This window comes from Stenotrophomonas beteli (genome assembly GCF_001431665.1).
Taxonomy (GTDB): Bacteria; Pseudomonadota; Gammaproteobacteria; order Xanthomonadales; family Xanthomonadaceae; genus Stenotrophomonas; species Stenotrophomonas beteli.
On record NZ_LLXV01000045.1, the window covers coordinates 1 to 15,908 of the forward strand.

At 68.5% G+C, this 15,908-nt stretch carries 17 protein-coding genes and 1 pseudogene; 11 read left to right on the plus strand and 7 right to left on the minus strand.

What is annotated here, in order from left to right:
• From ARC23_RS11870 to ARC23_RS11880, 3 genes and pseudogenes are all read left to right on the plus strand, one after another.
• Nucleotides 1-650: pseudogene (locus ARC23_RS11870) on the plus strand (Hsp70 family protein); the annotation flags it as partial.
• A gap of 229 nt (nt 651-879) precedes the next feature.
• On the plus strand, nt 880-1,173 hold the full coding sequence (locus tag ARC23_RS11875) for a YkgJ family cysteine cluster protein (RefSeq protein ID WP_057497430.1): 294 nt from the start codon (nt 880-882) through the stop codon (nt 1,171-1,173).
• Between the two features lie 11 nt (nt 1,174-1,184).
• Nucleotides 1,185-1,367 (plus strand): hypothetical protein, encoded by a 183-nt coding sequence (locus tag ARC23_RS11880; RefSeq protein ID WP_005410566.1) that lies wholly within the window; start codon nt 1,185-1,187, stop codon nt 1,365-1,367.
• 50 nt (nt 1,368-1,417) lie between these two features.
• Here the strand turns inward: ARC23_RS11880 and ARC23_RS11885 are convergent, their stop codons facing one another.
• Genes ARC23_RS11885 through ARC23_RS11895 form a run of 3 tightly spaced genes read right to left on the minus strand, consistent with a single transcriptional unit; the run spans nt 1,418 to nt 3,419 of the window.
• Nucleotides 1,418-2,299 (minus strand): DUF4097 family beta strand repeat-containing protein, encoded by an 882-nt coding sequence (locus tag ARC23_RS11885; RefSeq protein ID WP_057497406.1) that lies wholly within the window; start codon nt 2,297-2,299, stop codon nt 1,418-1,420.
• 11 nt (nt 2,300-2,310) lie between these two features.
• Nucleotides 2,311-2,844 (minus strand): hypothetical protein, encoded by a 534-nt coding sequence (locus ARC23_RS11890; RefSeq protein WP_057497407.1) that lies wholly within the window; start codon nt 2,842-2,844, stop codon nt 2,311-2,313.
• Nucleotides 2,841-3,419, minus strand: coding sequence for an RNA polymerase sigma factor (locus tag ARC23_RS11895; protein WP_057497408.1), 579 nt, complete (start codon nt 3,417-3,419; stop codon nt 2,841-2,843). The genes ARC23_RS11890 and ARC23_RS11895 overlap by 4 nt, the downstream gene beginning before the upstream one ends.
• Nucleotides 3,420-3,544: 125 nt before the next feature.
• On the opposite strand from ARC23_RS11895, the gene ARC23_RS11900 reads away from it, so the two are divergent.
• Both ARC23_RS11900 and ARC23_RS11905 read left to right on the plus strand, forming a co-directional pair.
• Complete coding sequence (locus ARC23_RS11900) at nt 3,545-3,724, plus strand: hypothetical protein (RefSeq protein ID WP_057497409.1); 180 nt, start codon at nt 3,545-3,547, stop codon at nt 3,722-3,724.
• A gap of 36 nt (nt 3,725-3,760) precedes the next feature.
• Nucleotides 3,761-4,354, plus strand: a complete 594-nt coding sequence (locus ARC23_RS11905) for a mechanosensitive ion channel domain-containing protein (RefSeq protein ID WP_080393077.1) — start codon at nt 3,761-3,763, stop codon at nt 4,352-4,354.
• Between the two features lie 316 nt (nt 4,355-4,670).
• Here the strand turns inward: ARC23_RS11905 and ARC23_RS11910 are convergent, their stop codons facing one another.
• Nucleotides 4,671-4,937 (minus strand): DksA/TraR family C4-type zinc finger protein, encoded by a 267-nt coding sequence (locus tag ARC23_RS11910; RefSeq protein ID WP_057497432.1) that lies wholly within the window; start codon nt 4,935-4,937, stop codon nt 4,671-4,673.
• Nucleotides 4,938-5,108: 171 nt separating this feature from the next.
• Complete coding sequence (locus ARC23_RS11915; protein WP_057497410.1) at nt 5,109-5,666, minus strand: DUF2058 domain-containing protein; 558 nt, start codon at nt 5,664-5,666, stop codon at nt 5,109-5,111.
• Nucleotides 5,667-5,728: 62 nt separating this feature from the next.
• Between ARC23_RS11915 and ARC23_RS11920 the strand changes: the two genes are divergently transcribed.
• The 3 genes from ARC23_RS11920 to ARC23_RS11930 all read left to right on the plus strand — a co-directional run bounded on the left by ARC23_RS11920 (nt 5,729) and on the right by ARC23_RS11930 (nt 8,696).
• Entirely contained in the window at nt 5,729-6,229 is a 501-nt protein-coding gene (locus tag ARC23_RS11920) for a M48 metallopeptidase family protein (RefSeq protein ID WP_057497411.1), read from the plus strand.
• A 47-nt stretch (nt 6,230-6,276) separates the two neighbouring features.
• Nucleotides 6,277-6,975, plus strand: coding sequence for an RNA pseudouridine synthase (locus ARC23_RS11925; protein WP_057497412.1), 699 nt, complete (start codon nt 6,277-6,279; stop codon nt 6,973-6,975).
• A 128-nt stretch (nt 6,976-7,103) separates the two neighbouring features.
• On the plus strand, nt 7,104-8,696 hold the full coding sequence (locus ARC23_RS11930; RefSeq protein ID WP_057497413.1) for a phospholipase D family protein: 1,593 nt from the start codon (nt 7,104-7,106) through the stop codon (nt 8,694-8,696).
• Nucleotides 8,697-8,699: 3 nt separating this feature from the next.
• On the opposite strand, the gene ARC23_RS11935 is transcribed toward ARC23_RS11930, so the two are convergent.
• Nucleotides 8,700-9,776: an HDOD domain-containing protein gene (locus tag ARC23_RS11935; RefSeq protein WP_057497414.1), complete on the minus strand. Its 1,077-nt coding sequence runs from the start codon at nt 9,774-9,776 to the stop codon at nt 8,700-8,702.
• 277 nt (nt 9,777-10,053) lie between these two features.
• Here ARC23_RS11935 and ARC23_RS11940 point away from each other — a divergent pair, with 277 nt between their 5' ends.
• A complete protein-coding gene (locus tag ARC23_RS11940; RefSeq protein WP_057497415.1) occupies nt 10,054-11,151 on the plus strand; it encodes a Glu/Leu/Phe/Val dehydrogenase dimerization domain-containing protein in 1,098 nt (365 codons plus the stop codon).
• A 44-nt stretch (nt 11,152-11,195) separates the two neighbouring features.
• On the opposite strand, the gene ARC23_RS11945 is transcribed toward ARC23_RS11940, so the two are convergent.
• Nucleotides 11,196-14,042: an autotransporter serine protease gene (locus tag ARC23_RS11945; protein ID WP_057497416.1), complete on the minus strand. Its 2,847-nt coding sequence runs from the start codon at nt 14,040-14,042 to the stop codon at nt 11,196-11,198.
• Between the two features lie 182 nt (nt 14,043-14,224).
• On the opposite strand from ARC23_RS11945, the gene ARC23_RS11950 reads away from it, so the two are divergent.
• Nucleotides 14,225-15,400: a thiolase family protein gene (locus tag ARC23_RS11950; RefSeq protein ID WP_057497417.1), complete on the plus strand. Its 1,176-nt coding sequence runs from the start codon at nt 14,225-14,227 to the stop codon at nt 15,398-15,400.
• A gap of 122 nt (nt 15,401-15,522) precedes the next feature.
• Nucleotides 15,523-15,864 carry a hypothetical protein gene (locus tag ARC23_RS11955; protein WP_004153024.1) on the plus strand — a complete coding sequence of 114 codons (342 nt, stop codon included), beginning with the start codon at nt 15,523-15,525 and terminating at the stop codon, nt 15,862-15,864.
• Nucleotides 15,865-15,908 lie beyond the last annotated feature (44 nt).

The window sequence follows — 15,908 nt, forward strand, 5'->3', positions numbered from 1 at the left end:
TCGACATCGGCGGCGGCACCACTGACATCGCGCATGCCGAAGTCGGCGGCGACGAGGCTCCGCGCATCCACCGCGCCTGGGGTATCGCCCGCGGCGGCACCGATATCGACCTGGCGCTGAGCCTGTCCAGCTACATGCCGCTGTTCGGCCGCGGCATCACTCGCGTGCCCGCCCACCACTACGTGGAAGCGGCCACCGTGCAGGACATGACCCGCCAGCGCGAGTTCCGCCAGCACAGGTACGATCATGTCGACGCCCCGTGGGGCCCGCGCCTGCAGGCCCTGCAGGACACCGGCAACACCGCCCGCCTGTACCGCGATGTCGAGCGCGCCAAGATCGCGCTCAGCGCCGCCGGCGAGCACCGCAGCACGCTGGACTACATCGCCCGCGACCTGCATGCCGACAGCAGCGCCGAGGGCCTGGCCACCGCTGCCCATGGCTACCTGGAGCAGATCCGCGAACTGCTGGCCCAGGTCCGCAGTGACATCGGCGGCGACCCGGATGCGGTGTTCCTGACCGGCGGCATGTCCCGCGCCGGCTACCTTCGCCAGGTCGTGGCGGCGGCCTTCCCGGGCGCCCGAATGGTGCACGGCGAGCCCTCGCTGGGCGTGGTCCAGGGCTTGGCGCTGGCGGCAGCCAGCCAGGATTAACAAAACGTTACGCGACCTAAGTTACTCTTGGTCGGCTAGAACTCCGCTGCACCCTCCACCGGCCACGCCGGTGCGCGTCTACCGTGCAGCCCGGCCCGCCCAGCGGGCCTAGCGGCCATGCCTTCCTGGCTCGTTCATGGTCCGCGTACCACCGGAGCCGCCATCGAGACCCGCTTTGGGCACCCGCCAGGCCCCTGAGGCCTTACAACCAGACGCAGCACCTGCACCCATCGACTGCCGCCGTTGTGACGCGGTCTGTTGCCGGTTGCCGGTACTGCTGCAGAGCGGCGACCAGGTCCCGGGCCAGTTTCTCGCACGCGACGCGCACGGTCGTACCGTGATGGCACGCAACGAGGAAGGCTGGTGCGCGGCGATCGATCCCTATCACCTGCGCTGCACGATCTATTCGCAGCGCCCGGCGATCTGCCGCCAGTTTGCGATGGGCGGCGATGACTGCCGCCGCGAGCGGCAGGATTACCTGCGCCAGGCCGACGCCTGGACGCTTTCCTCCCCTTCCACCTGACAGGAGCAACCATGCCCCGCAAGGCAAAGACCCCCGCGAAGGCCAGCAACAGCATCCGCAGCGAACGCAAGGGCGCGGCCGCCAGCACCGTGGTCAGCAGTGATTCGATCGCTTCGGACCTGGCTGCGTTCCGCAAGGCCGGTGGCAAGATCGAAGTCCTCGGCACCACCTGGGCGCTGAAGAAAGCCAGCTGACCCCAGCTCCGACCGCGGCGGCGCTGCCGCCGCGGCCTGCCGGATCGCGCTCAGCGGTCCAGGCGAACCTGCACGCTACCCGAATGCGACTGGATGCGGATGTCACCATCCCCGCCGCCCAGCCGCGTATCGAGGTGGCTGCCCGGGCCGTAGCGCGGCCGCTCCACCTGGCCGGCATCGCTGTTGATTGAACCGCTGAAGCTGTTCACCGACAGCTGTGCCGACACCGTGCGCGGCAGCCGCAGATTGACCGAGGCACTCACTGATTCGACACTGATGCGGCCCCCCGGCGCCAGTCCGGCCGCGGCCAGGTCAATGCTGCCCGACACCGTTTCCACCGCCAGCCGCTGCACGCGACCGGCGTCGACCTCGACCCGGCCGGACACCGTCTGCGCACCGATATCACCCGACACGCCGCCCCCGGCCTCGATCCGGCCGCTGACCGTGTTCACATCCAGCTTCGGCGTCTGCAGGCGCGCGATGACACCGCCGCTGACCGTATTGAGCTTGCTGTCGCCACTCCGCCCGGACGCGGACAGGCTGCCGCTGACCGTGTCGGCCTGCAGGCGGCGCACGTCGATGCCACTGATGTCCTGGCTGGCGCTGACCGTGCTCAGCAGCAGTTCCACCGAACGTGGCACGTTCAATACCAGCGTAGCGCCACCGCTGTTGCTGCGGCGCGGGTACTCGATTTCCCAGCGCACGCGGTTGGCACTCTTCTCCTGACGCAGCTGCAGGCCGTCACTGAGCGTGCCGGTGAGCTGCACGTCATTGCGATCCCAGCCGCGCACGGTCACCTTGCCGGCCACGTTGCTCAGTTCAATGCGCCCTCCCGTTGCCAGGGTGTGGCGTTCGTCGATGCGGGTGTCGGCCAGCGCCACGGCAGGCACCAGCAGCAGCGCGACGCAGCAGGACATCAGGGTTCGGATCATGGGGGGTCTCCTCAGGTCGTCAAGCCGGACTCGACGGCATAGGCCGCCTGCCGGGTCAGTTCCAGCCGCAGCGCATAGGTGCGCTTGAGCTGGCCAAGCAGGTGCGGGGCGCGCGGATCTTGCGCCAGCGCGGCACGGATCTGCGCCGCACTTTCATCCAGTTCATGCAACGCCGGCTGCCACTCCGGTGCGCGCCCATCGGGCAGCGCCGCAACGGCCTGCTGGTACTGTTCGGTCATCGCCGCCGCCTGCAGCTGCAGGGTGGACGGAGCCGGCGTATCCGGCTGCGCATGGCGCCACGGCGCCACCGTGTACACCGCCAGGCTCGCCGCCAGCGCAACGCCAAGCGGCAGCCACCTGCGGTGCTGCGAATGTCGTGGCAGCGCCACCACGTTGCCGGTGGTCACCGCAGCAGCCTGCGCTTCGCGTGGCGGCAGCCTGGCCGACAGGCGTGCCCAGCCATCGGCCGGCACGTCGCGCTCGCTGGGCAGCGCGCGCAGCCGGGCCAGCAGGTCGGGGGCGGAATCGGGGTCGTGCGTACTCATGTCATGTCTCCCAGCCGTGCGCGCAACAGGCCGCGCGCACGATGCAACTGTGCCTTGGAACTGCCGACAGCCATCTGCAGCTGCTCGGCGATTTCCTGATGTTTCCAGCCTTCGATATCGTGCAGTACCAGTACCGCACGCGCCCGTGGTGGCAGTGTCGACAGTGCGCGCTCCAGGTCACGCTCGGTGCCCGCGCAACGGTCATGCACCGCCAGTTCCTGCAGGCCCCCGTCGACATCCTCCAGACTGTCGTGGTCCTGCCCGGCGGCGCGACCGCGCAGTTCCATCAGCGCGGCGTTCACCCCCAGCCGATGCAGCCAGGTCGACAGGCTGCTCTCGAAACGGAACCCCGGCAGCGCCTTCCACGCCTGCAGGAACGCTTCCTGCAATGCATCCTCGGCACGTGCCTGCTGGCCGCCACACAGCCGCCACAGGACGGCGAACACGCGTGGCGCGTAGCGTCGGTACAGCAGTTCATAGGCGGCCGTATCGCCGGCGGCCGCCGCCCGCACCAGGGCGGGTTCGTCGACGGTGTCGTTGGCGGCAGGCGGCGCGGGCATGGTGGTGTCGAGCATATCGCTTGGATGCGGCGAGCCGGGAAAAGGTTTAGAGCCGATCGTCGCGTGAACCGATGCAACCTTTCCGGTGGTTGCTGCATCCATGGGAAGTCCCTGCTGAAAACCTCCCGTGGAGCCCTGTCATGTCCAGCCCAACCTGCGCCGCCCTGCTGGTCATCGCCGCCTGCGTCGTGCTGCAGGCTCTGGGCCTGTCGCTGCATCTGCGGGCCGACGCCGGCCGCGCCTGCCTGCACCAGCATCGCCAGGCGCTGGTCTGCCTGGCCTGGACACCGATGGTCGAAACACCGGCACGCGGCGGGTAACATCGAGGGCCGTTATCGCTACCTGTTGTCGCGCCCATGATGTTGTCGCTGAAGGATCACCTGCCGGCCTGGACCCACCCTTGGCTGCATGACGTGGGCATCGCCGTGAAGATCCTGCTGACCCTGCTCGCCGCGTGGCTGCTACGGGTGCTGGCACGACGCCTGATCCGTCGTTTCGCCGAGCACTACACGCTGCCGCCCGAGATGGCGATGGGCGCCCGGCGGATCAGCAGTTTCGTAGTCTATTTCAGTGCCCTGCTGTACATCCTCAGCCTGCTCGGCGCGTCGCCTTCGGTGCTGTGGACGGCGTTCACCGGCTTCGCCGCGGTGGGCGCGGTGGCCTTCTTCGCGGCCTGGAGCGTGCTGTCCAACATCTTCTGCACGCTGCTGATCTTCACCACCCGCCCGTTCCGCCTGCACGACTACATCGAGGTGCTGGAGAACGGCGAAAAGCCAGGCCTGAAGGGCCGGGTGATCGACGTCAACCTGATCTACACCACGCTGCAGGAGACCGGTGACGGCCACGAAGGCACGGTGCTGCAGCTGCCGAACAACCTGTTCTTCCAGCGCACGGTGCGCCGCTGGCGCGACCCGGCGCAGGCGCCGGGCGGCATCCAGGGCGACGGCTGAGGGTGGGGTTTTCGGCGGGCTGCGCCCTGCACCCGCTACGAGCTGGAGCAACAGCACCAGCAACAGCCGAAGCAACGGCAAAAGCTGGCTTCCTGCGGGATGGCGGGGTGGGTCCGGTGGCGGGAGACGCCGTAAACTGTCCATGTGCGGGGTGTCAGCCGCATGGATGCGGCTGCCAAGCCTACAAGGACGTACTCGCGGCGTCCCCGCACTCCGACACCGCCCCGCCACCGCACGAAATGCCAGCTGTTGCTGTTGCTGTTGCCTTGGCTTGAAGGCTTCGGCGGGTGCAGGGCGCAGCCCTGCCGAACACCCCTTACCTCAACTGACTGTCCTTGCTGCCACGCCGGTTGTAGCCGGCATGCGCCTGCGCTTCGTCGTCATGCGCCTGCTGGCACGCCACGCAAAGCCGTACCCCGGGCACTGCCTGCCGCCTCGCCAACGGGATCGGCGCGTCGCATTCCTCACAGTGCTCCAGACCCGGGCCCTGGCGCAGCTGCCGCCGTGCACGGGCAATCGCATCGTCAACGGTGGCGTCGATCTGATCCTGGACCGCGCCGTCTCCCGCCCAACCGGTGGCCATGGCCATCCTCCGCAGGGTGTGTCGCCTGATATGGGGACGATACACCCCGGCACAAAGGCAGCCCTTCATGTAGCGCCGAGCCATGCTCGGCCGCCCTTCAGGAAGACAAACAGAATGCCGCCGGGTTCAATCAGGTCGATCGCGACTTAATCCCCTCCGTCCCCTTCTTGCTTACCAGACCAGGTCGTCGGGTACCTGGAACTGGGCGTAGTAGGCGTCGTCCTCGGCGTTGCCGGTGGAGATTTCGGCGCTCGAGCCCGGCTGGCCGTGGTCGACGATGATGGCCTCCGGGGTGCGCTCACGCACCTTCTCGGCGGCGGCACGCGGCAACAGGGCATAGCCCTCACCGTGGGCGACGATGACCAGCACGCCCACCGACAGCGCCTTGCGCAGCTTGGGGTCGATCAGCAGGGTGCGGATCGCCGCGCCGTCGCTGAAGCGGTATTCGTCATCGCCCTTGTGGGGCACGGCGTGGGCGCTGATGATCTGCTTGGCCTGTGCCTTCTGTTCAGCCAGCCTGGCCTGGGCATTGCGCTCGGCGGCCAGCGCACGGTCACGCTCGACCTTCTCGGCGCGGGCACGTTCAGCCTCGCGCTGGACCTCGGCCGAGGTCGATTCGGCCTTGCCCTGCCGGGCCTTGGCCTGCTCGCGCGCAGCGGCGCTGGCCTGCGACTTCCTGGCCAGGCCGGCCTTGAGCAATTGTTCCTGCAGCGCGTTGGGCTTTGCCATGGTCGTTGCGTACCGCGTGTAATCTTGGATGCTCCATTCTACCGACGCCCCGCCGCCCCTGCATGGCAGTCCTGAAGTACCTCACCGGCTATCCCGAACCCCTGGTCGCCCAGGTCAGCGACCTGCTGGCACAGGGCAAGCTCGGCCCCTGGCTGCAGCAGCGGTACCCCGACCCGCACGAGGTGCGCAGCGACCGCCAGCTGTACGACTACACCCAGGAACTGAAGGACCGTTACCTGCGCAAATCGGTGCCGCTGAACAAGGTCTGCTACGACAACACGCTGGAGGTCATCAAGCACGCGCTGGGCACCCACACCGCCATTTCGCGCGTGCACGGCGGGCGCCTCAAGGCCAGCCGCGAAATCCGCATCGCCACCGTGTTCCGCCAGGCACCGGCCGCGTTCCTGCGCATGATCGTGGTGCATGAGCTGGCCCACCTGAAGGAAGCCGACCACAACAAGGCCTTCTACCAGTTGTGCCAGCACATGGAACCGGACTACCTGCAGCTGGAGTTCGATACCCGCCTGTACCTGACCGAACTGGCCCACCGCGGCCAGCGCTGACCCGCCGCAGCAGCTACACTGCGCGCCCCCTGCCCGACCTGCCCGCCATGCAACCGACCCGTCTCGACAAACACCTGTCCGCCCTGCTCGGGATCCCGCGCGGCGAGGCGCGGCGTTACATCGAGGGCGGCTGGGTTTCGGTCAACGGCGAGGTGGTGGAACAACCGCAGCGCGCAGTCGATGACAGCGCGGTAATCGTGGTGGCCGAACAGGCCAGCGACGACAAGGCCGAACGGGTCAGCATGCTGCTGCACAAGCCCGCCGGCCTCGCTGCCGAAGCCCTGTGTGCACTGGTCAGCAGCGACAGCCGCAGCGAACTCGATGCCAGCGGCATCCGCCCGCTGCAACGGCATTTCCACGGCCTGCAGCTGGCCGCCGCGCTTCCAGCCAGTGACAGCGGGCTGGTCGTGGTCAGCCAGGATCCGGCCACGCTGGCCCACCTGCAGCGCAACCTGGGCCGTACCGAGCAGGAGTACCTGATCGAGGTGGCCGAAGGCGGACCCGAGCGCGGACCGTGGCTGCTGGCGCGCTTGCAGCAGGAGTCCGGCGGCGCCAAGGTCAGCTGGCAGAGCGAGCAGCGCCTGCGTTTTGCCGGCAAGGGCCTGACCGCCAAAGGCCTGCGCGTGGCGGTGAGCGCTGCCGGCCTCCACGTCACGGCGGTGCGCCGCCTGCGCATCGGCCGGGTGGCGCTGGGGCCGCTGCCGCCGGGGCAATGGCGCTACCTGGGCAGCGACGAGCGGTTCTGAGGAGTGCGGGTCAGAGCCCTTTCCTGTGGAAAGGGATCCGACCCCATCGGTGACGCCTCCGGGGGCCGGATCCCGTGCCGAAGGCAAGGCTCTGACCCCCTGTCGATCCTGCAGGCATTCCTTCACGCATGGCGTGGCTCTACCATCGGGGCATGAGCCTGCCCAAGCCGCTGTGGCGACGCCTGCTGCGTGTCGCTGCGATCATCCTTGCCGCGCTGGTGCTGCTGGTCCTGTCCGGACTGCTGCTGGCCGACCATCTCACGCCGCAGGCGCGGGGCGCGCCTTCGCAGGTGCTACCGCTGCAGCCGGCGCAGACCCGCATCGACCAGCAGATCGTGCCGCTGCAGGCGGCCCATCCCGGCCAGTCGGGCGTGGCCTTCCTCAGCGATGGCATGGACGCGTTCGCCGCGCGCGCGATGATCACCGCCCAGGCCGGCCGCAGCCTCGACCTGCAGTACTACATCTGGCACGACGACCTGATCGGCCACCTGATGGCCAAGGCGCTGTATGACGCCGCCGGGCGCGGCGTGCGCGTGCGCATCCTGCTCGATGACATGAATGCCAAGGACAAGGACGCGCTGATGATGGCGCTCGATGCCCACCCGAACATCGAGATCCGCCTGTACAACCCGTTCCGCAACCGGACCGGCATCCTGCGCATGGTGGAAATGGTGCAGCGCTTCTTCAGCGTGAACCACCGCATGCACAACAAGAGCTGGATCGCCGATGGCCGCGTCGCGATCGTCGGTGGCCGCAACATCGGCGAGGAGTATTTCAGCGCGCGCACCGATGTGAACTTCCAGGACCTGGACCTGCTGGTCGCCGGCCCCGCCGTGCAGCAGGCCAACCAGATTTTCGACGACTACTGGAACAGCGAAACCGCCATTCCGGTATCCGCGCTTGCCTTCCATACCGACGCACAACTTCGCCTGCTGGTGCGCGAATCGGACCATGAGGCGCAGCGGGACGTGGCCCAGCCCTACCTTGCGCGCGTGGCCGAATCGCGCCAGCGGCAGCGCCCGAGCCCCGAGCCGCTGCACTGGAGCGGTGCAGTGCGCATCGTGTCGGACCCGCCGATGAAGCACCGCAAGGACGATCGCGCGGCCTGGCTGGTGTCGACCCTCATCAGCGAGCTGCAGGCCGCCCGGCACAAGGCCCTGTTGATCTCGCCCTACTTCGTGCCCGGCAACGAGGGCCTGGAGGGCTTTTCGGCGATGGCCGGGCGGGGCGTGCAGGTGGGCGTGGTCACCAATTCGCTGGCCGCCAACGACGTCGCCGCCGTGCACGGGGGCTACATGGGCTACCGCGTGCCGCTGCTGGAAGCCGGCGTCCAGCTGTACGAGCTGAAGGCACAAGGACAGTCCGGCGATGCCGGCGTGTTCGGCAGCAGCGGCGCGAGCCTGCACACCAAGGCATTCCTGATCGATGACCGTCGCGGTTTCGTCGGTTCCTTCAACCTGGACCCGCGCTCGGCTTATCTGAACACTGAAATGGGCGTGCTGTTCGACGACCCGGTGCTGGGCGCACAGCTGCGGGACGAATACCTGCGCCTGGCTGACCCCACGCACAGCTGGTGGCTGGCACTGGACGACCGCCGCCGGTTGCGCTGGCTGGAGCGGGAACCGCCACCGCACTGGGTGGAGGCCGAGCCAGGGGCAACAGCGCGCAAGCGCTGGTTGTCGCGCGTGATCAGCTGGCTGCCGCTGGAATCGCAGCTGTAGGTTTCAGGGGGCCGGGCCGGCGTCTTCCTGCCCGGCTTCATCCAGCGTTTCCACGTTGCGCCCGTGCAAGCGCCGCCAGATCCAGCGCAATGCATGCGGCGGGGCCGATGGCAGCTGCTCCAGCAGGGCCAGCATGCGGCTCTGGCTGGCGTGGCCATGGCGGCACAGGAGGCTGGCCGCTGCGGCGGCACTGGCCAGGCGCAGGCTGTCGGCCAGTGGCCCATCGGCCTCCGGCGCCAGCGCCTGGTGCACCGGTTCGGGCAGCTCCCAGGCAGCGGCCACGCGTTGTGCCAGCGGCAATGACCATTGCTGCAGCAACTGCAGGGCCAATGCCGGCTCCACGCTTTCACCGCGCGCCTGCGCCTCCTGCAGCACCTGGCGCATCACCAGTGCCGAACCCAACCCCTGCACCAGGCCCAGCCACTGCGCAGCGAATGCATCACCGAAGGTGACCGTGCGTGCGTGGTCGGCGGCGGCGCGCGAGGCCAGCAGGGCATGCTCCCAGATGATCGCGCTGAACTGCGGGAACACCTCGCACTGCACCTGCATCACCGGCTGTACCAGCACGGCGCTGATGATCTGGCGCACGCCTTCGGTGCCGACCAGGGTCACCGCCCGCTGCAGGCTCTCCACCGGCCGTTCATGCACCTTGTAGGCCGGGCTGTTGGCAATGCGCAGCAGGTTGCCGGTCAACACCGGATCCTGGCCGATGATCGCCGCCATCACCCGGGCAGACGCAGCATCGTCGTTGACGGTCTGGATCAGCTGCGGCAGCAGCTGGGGCCGGCGTGGCAGCTGCCGGGCCGCCCAGTCGCGGGCCTGCAGCGCGCGCGCCACGGCATCGGCCAGCCCGGTGTCCTGCGCCGGCTCCGGCTCGCCGGCCAGCCGCGGGTACAGCGCCAGCGCGTGCAGGCCGCGCTGCAGGTGCCCGGCGATCTCGCCCGCAGGCAATGCCTCACCCTGCAGGCTGGCCGCTGCGGCGGCCACCGCCTGCCGCGAAACGGCCGCCAGGCGCGACGGCGCGGCCCCGGTCGCTCGCGCCAGCCAGCCGCGCAGGCGTCGCCACCACGCCACTGTCATCGCTGCCTGCCCTGTTGTTGTGGTGCCCTTGCCGTCACTGACCGCCTGCCTCTTCACGCCGATCCGGCCACCCGCCGTCGTCGCAGCATCGGCCGCACTTTCAGCTTCTTTAACCGGACCGCCGCTGTTGTCGACGGCAGGCGCCGGGGGAATGGACTAGAATGGCGCCGCGCGACCCGTCCCCCTGCACCGACGACGTCGCTTTTTTTGTTTTGGGACCCTACCGTTCATTGGCCGTTCGCTGCAGTTCGCCGCTGTTCGTGCCATCGGAGACGCCATGTTATTCGAAACCCTCGCCACCACCGGCCACGAACAAGTGGTGTTCTGCCACAACCACGATGCCGGCCTGAAGGCGATCATCGCCATCCACAACACCACCCTGGGCCCAGCCCTGGGCGGCGTGCGCATGCGCCCCTACGCCAGCACCGACGAGGCGCTGGCCGACGTGCTGCGGCTGAGCCGGACGATGACCTACAAGAATGCGCTGGCCGGCCTCAACGTCGGTGGCGGCAAGGCGGTGATCATCGGCGACCCCAAGACCGACAAGACCGAAGTGCTGTTCCGCGCATTCGGCCGCTATGTCGATTCGCTGGGCGGGCGCTACATCACCGCCGAGGACGTCGGCACCGACGTCAACGACATGGAGAACATCTACCTGGAGAGCCAGTTCGTGACCGGCGTGCACCAGGTCCACGGCGGCTCGGGTGATCCGGCACCGTTCACCGCCTACGGTGCGCTGCAGGCGCTGATGGCCTCGATGCGCTTCAAGTTCGGCCACGAGGAAGTGGGCAAGACCAGCATCGCCGTGCAGGGCCTGGGTCACATCGGCATGGAACTGGTGAAGCTGCTGCGCGACCGGGGTGCCAAGCTGTACGTGACCGACCTGGACAGCGCCCTGGTTGATCGCGCGGTCAGCGATTTCGGCGCCGAAGCGGTCAAGCCGGATGAGATCCACGAGGTGAACGCCGACGTGTTCGCACCGTGTGCGCTGGAAGGCGCGATCAATGCCGATACCGTGCCGCGGATCAAGGCGAAGATCATCTGCGGCACCGCCAACAACCAGTTGTCGAGCCTGGACATCGGCGACCAGCTGCACGCGCGCGGCATCCTGTATGCGCCGGACTATGCGGTCAACGCCGGTGGCGTGATGAACGTGTCGCTGGAGATCGACGGCTACAACCGCGAACGCGCGATGCGCCTGATCCGCAGCATCTATCACAACCTCACCCGCATCTTCGAACTGTCGCAGCGCGAGAACATTGCACCGCAGCGCGCCGCCGACCGCATCGCCGAAAGCCGCATCCTGTCGATCGGCAAGCTGAAGATGCCGTTGGGCCGCAGCACCCCGCGCCTGGGCAACCTGCGCGGCGGCTGAGGCTGAAGGCGTCGCGCCGGGCATCACCCGGCGCGACAGGCGCATCAGAACCCGGTGCTGTAGCGCAACGCAGCCTGGTGCGCCCCCTGCCCGCCGACGCGCTGGTCGAAGCCCAGGCTCAGGCGGCCATTGCGCCCCCACCACGACTCCAGCGCCACGCCGAGCAGTGCGCTGCCGCGCGGCGCATTGCCGCCGGCCAGCGGCGCCCAGGCATCCACCCCGACAAAGCTGGCCTGCCAATCGGCGTCAGCGCCGTCCAGCCGTTGCTGCCACTCGGCATGTCCACGCAGCGTCCAGCGGCCCCAGCCACGCTCGCCGCGGATGCCGGCCTGCATCTGGCTGCGCTGCACCCGGTTGGCATCACCGCGCAGACCGAAGCCGAAGCCCCCCAGCTCGTTGAACGCATCGGTATCGACACGCGTGGTGCTGGCACCGAGATACGGCGTCATTGAAGCGCCGGCACGGCCCAGGCGATATCCACCTTCCACGCTGGCACTGCTGAAGCGACCGCCATAACGTGCAGAGACCCCATAGGCGCCAGCGCCCAGCAGCAACTGGCGATCCAGCGCGCGGGTGAACTGGCCGCTGCCGACCTGGGCCAGCGCATAGCCGCGCCCCAGGTTCCAACCGGCATACAGCTGCGCCTGCGCCTGGCGATCACGCCCGCGATCACCCCCGAAGCGGCTGCCGCCGTTGCTGCGGGTCTCGCCGAAGGCCACGCCCATCAGACCGTTGCTGCCCAGTGGCAGCTCCTGTCCGGCCACCCAGCCACGGCTGTCGGCGCTGTTGCCGGCAAAACTGCCCTGCCCGGCTTCGCCCAGCGCACTCTGCCAGGTACCGCGCAGCTGCGGCGTGGCCTGCACACGATCGAAGCGCTCGGCGATCGCCCGCCGCGACATGTCGATGCTGTCGAACGTGGCGGCCTCGGCGCGCGCATGCGCCTGCCCGGACAGGCTCTGCAGGCTGGCAGCCAGGCCTTCACGGCCACCACCAGTCCATTGCACCGCACCGGCGGCCGCACCGAACGGCGTCGCCTGCAGTCCGTTGTTGCCATCGAGCGTACTGAACGCACTGTCCAGCCGCTGCGCGGCGGCCTGCGCCGAGGCGCCCAGCCCGGAGGCGGCGGCGGTGACACTGACCCGGGTCAGGTTCAACCACGCGTTGGAGCTGTCATAGCCATAGCTGGTCTGCAGCAACGACAGGCCCTGCAGCCCACTGGAGGTGGCTGCGGTGCTGAACGTACCTGACAGCCCGCCCGCCGCATGGATCAGGTCCTGCCGGCTGCCGTCCTGCGGCACATAGCCGGACACGAAACCATGCACACGCACGCCGCCATCGATCGCCGCCGTGCCGGTGACCTGCAGCGCGGCGGCGCCGAGCGCGATCATCAGCTGCGCGCCAGCCTGCTGGGTGTAGTTGCCCTCGATGGTGCCGGTGGTGTTGCCGGTGGTCAGGAACACGCTGCTGCCATTGACCACGTTCCCGACCACGCGTGGCGCGCCACCGTTGAACTGCAGGCCGGTGGAATCCGGGTCAGGCTGGCCGAGGATGGTCACGTTGGAGCGGATCACGCCGCCATCGCGCAGCGACAGGATGCCGCGTTCGATGCGGGTGGCGCCGGTGTAGCCATTGTTGCCGCTCAGCACCAGCGTTCCGCCGCCGCGCTTGACCAGGCCACCATTGCCGACGATGTCGTTGCTCCACACCGAGCCGGTCGAGGCGGTATCCACGTTGGCCACCACGTCGCCCCAGTCGAAGCGGCCGGGGCCGTTGACCGCACGGCCGATGTCCAGCAGGCCATAGCCGAACACCGGGTCGACACCGGCCGCGCCGATGTCCCTGGCCGTGCCCAGCAGGGTTTGCCGCACCAGGTTGTTGTCGAAGTACGGGAAGCGCTGCCAGACCAGGGCGGCCGCGCCGGACACCAGTGGTGCCGCGAACGAGGTGCCGTAGTTCCAGTAGTAGGATCCCCCCGAGGCATCGGGATAGACCGCACTGCCCGGTGCCGCCAGGCAATAGCGTGCCGCCTGCCCGCAGGCATTGGCGTAGCTGGCCAGGGAGCCGGGCGAATACGGGTCCACCGCGGTCGCCACCAGCCAGCCCCGCTCCAGGTCGGCGGCCGGCAGCGAACCGGCCACGCCCTGCTGGCTGGGCAGTGCGGCCAGGCTGCTCGGTTCGCTGCGGCCGTCATTGCCGGCGGCGAATACCACCAGCCCACCGTGGTTGATCACGAACGGGCGGTACTCGGCGGCCACCTGCGCGGTGGTCGGCAGGTCGGTCCAGTACAGGCCGCCCCACGAGTTGTTCATCACCTTCACGTTGTAGCTGATCAGGTCCTGGTGAACCTGGGCCACGCCCAGCGGGCCGCTGAACGCGTTGCCCTTGCCGCTGCCGTCATCGGCCGGCGGCTTGTCGGAGATGATCCGTGCCGAGACGATCTGCGCCCCCGGCGCGATGCCGCCCGGCCACGAACCCACGGCGGTACCCGCGGCCAGGCTGGCCACGGCGGTGCCGTGGCCGACCACGTCATCGACGCCGAGATTGTTGCGGGCCGGGTCGATGTAGTTGAGGTTGCCGATCACCCGGCCGTTCAGCGCCGCGGCGTTGCGCTGCACGCCCGAGTCGACGATGCCGATGCGCACGCCCTGGCCGGTCAGGCCGGCCGCCTGTGCCGGCCGCGCATTGGTCACTGCCAGATGCGCGTCGAAGGCGGGCTCCTGCGGCCTGGCCGGCGCCGGGGGTGTCGGCGTTGGCGTGGTCGGCGGCACCGGCGTGGTCGGCGGTGGGTCGACGCGTACGTTGCTGCCCCCGCCGCCACCGCCTCCACAGGCCGTGAGCGCCATCGCCAGCGCGGTTGCCAGGACAGTCTTGACCGTTGTCGTGCGTTCCATCGAATCCTTCCCGTGAACATTGGCCTGCCTTCATCCCGGCAGGCGACCGGCGCCGTCCAGCGGCAGCCCTCCCCGACCCTCTATACTTGGGCCGACCCCCACGCAGTCTGCCGGGAAACCAGGGCGCTTCCAACGTCCGCGGTCTCCTTTCCGAACTTTGCTTACGCATCAACGAGATTGCCATGTCCAACATCGTCATCGCCGCCGCCAAGCGCACTGCCATCGGCTCCTTCCTCGGCCAGTTCACCGGCGTGCCGACCCCCACCCTTGGCGCGGCCGCCATCGCTGCAGCCCTGGAACAGTCGGGTGTTCCTGCCGGCGACGTTTCCGAAGTCCTCATGGGCTGCGTGCTGCCGGCCAACCTCGGCCAGGCGCCCGCCCGCCAGGCCGCGATTGCCGCCGGCATTCCGCTGTCGGCCGGTGCCACCACGCTCAACAAGGTGTGCGGCTCGGGCATGAAGACCATCATGCTCGGCCATGACCTGATCAAGGCCGGTTCGGCCAGCATCGTGGTCGCCGGCGGCATGGAATCGATGTCCAACGCCCCGCACCTGCTGCCGAACTCGCGCACCGGCAACCGCTTCGGCAACTTCCAGGCGGTCGACCACATGGCCCACGACGGCCTGGTCAATGCCTACGACGGCAAGGCCATGGGCGAATTCGCCGAATGCGCGGTGGACAAGTACCAGTTCACCCGCGAGGAACAGGACGCCTACGCCATCGAGTCGGTCAAGCGCGCACAGGCCGCGCAGGCCAATGGTGCCTTCGCTGACGAGATCGTCGCGGTGAAGGTGGCCACCCGCAAGGGCGAGGTCGAGGTCGCCACCGACGAACAGCCGGGCCGTTCGGACATCGCCAAGATCCCGACCCTACGTCCGGCGTTCAAGAAAGATGGCAGCGTAACGGCCGCCAGCTCCTCCAGCATTTCCGACGGTGCTGCCGCCGTGGTGCTGCTGACCGAGGAAGACGCCGCTGCACGTGGCATCACTCCGCTGGCGCGCATCGTCGGCCATGCCACCCACTCGCAGGAACCGGAGTGGTTCACTACCGCCCCGATCGGCGCGATCCACGCGCTGCTGGCCAAGACCGGCTGGTCGCTGGAGCAGATCGATCTGTTCGAAATCAACGAAGCGTTCGCCGTGGTCGCCATGGCGCCGATGCGCGAGCTGGGCATCCCGCACGACAAGCTCAACGTGAATGGCGGTGCCTGCGCACTGGGCCATCCGATCGGTGCGTCCGGTGCCCGTCTGGTGGTGACCCTGGTCAACGCCCTGCGCACGCGCGGTGGCAAGCGCGGCATTGCCACCCTTTGCATCGGTGGCGGCGAAGCGACCGCAATTGCCATCGAGTTGATTTAAAAAGATTTAACGATGATTTCGCAAAAATGAATGCGGGATCGCTTGACACCCAATCTTGGCTTGTCATCATGTTGTCGGCGCGCAGTTGCGCGTTGCCTAATCTAACGACGAGGATTCACACAATGAGCATCAACAAGCTGCTGGTCGCGATGTCCCTGGCTCTGGCCCTGGCCGCCTGCTCGAAGCAGGAAGCTGCCCAGGACGCCGCTGCTTCGGCCAACGAAGCCGCCACCGAAGCCCAGGCTGCTGCCGACCAGGCCGCCGCTGCCGGCGCCCAGACCGCCGACGCTGCCCAGCAGGCCGCTGACACCGCCGCCACCGCTGCTGACGCTTCGGTCGACGCCGCTGCCCAGGCTGGCGCTGCTGCCACCGACGCTGCTGCCGGCGCTGCTGCCGACGCTGCCAAGGCTGCCGAAGGCACCGCCGAGAAGGCCAAGGACGCTGCTGAAGAAGCCAAGAAGTAATCACTTCTTTCTTCACGCTGTTCTGGAAAAGCCGCTGGTTCGCC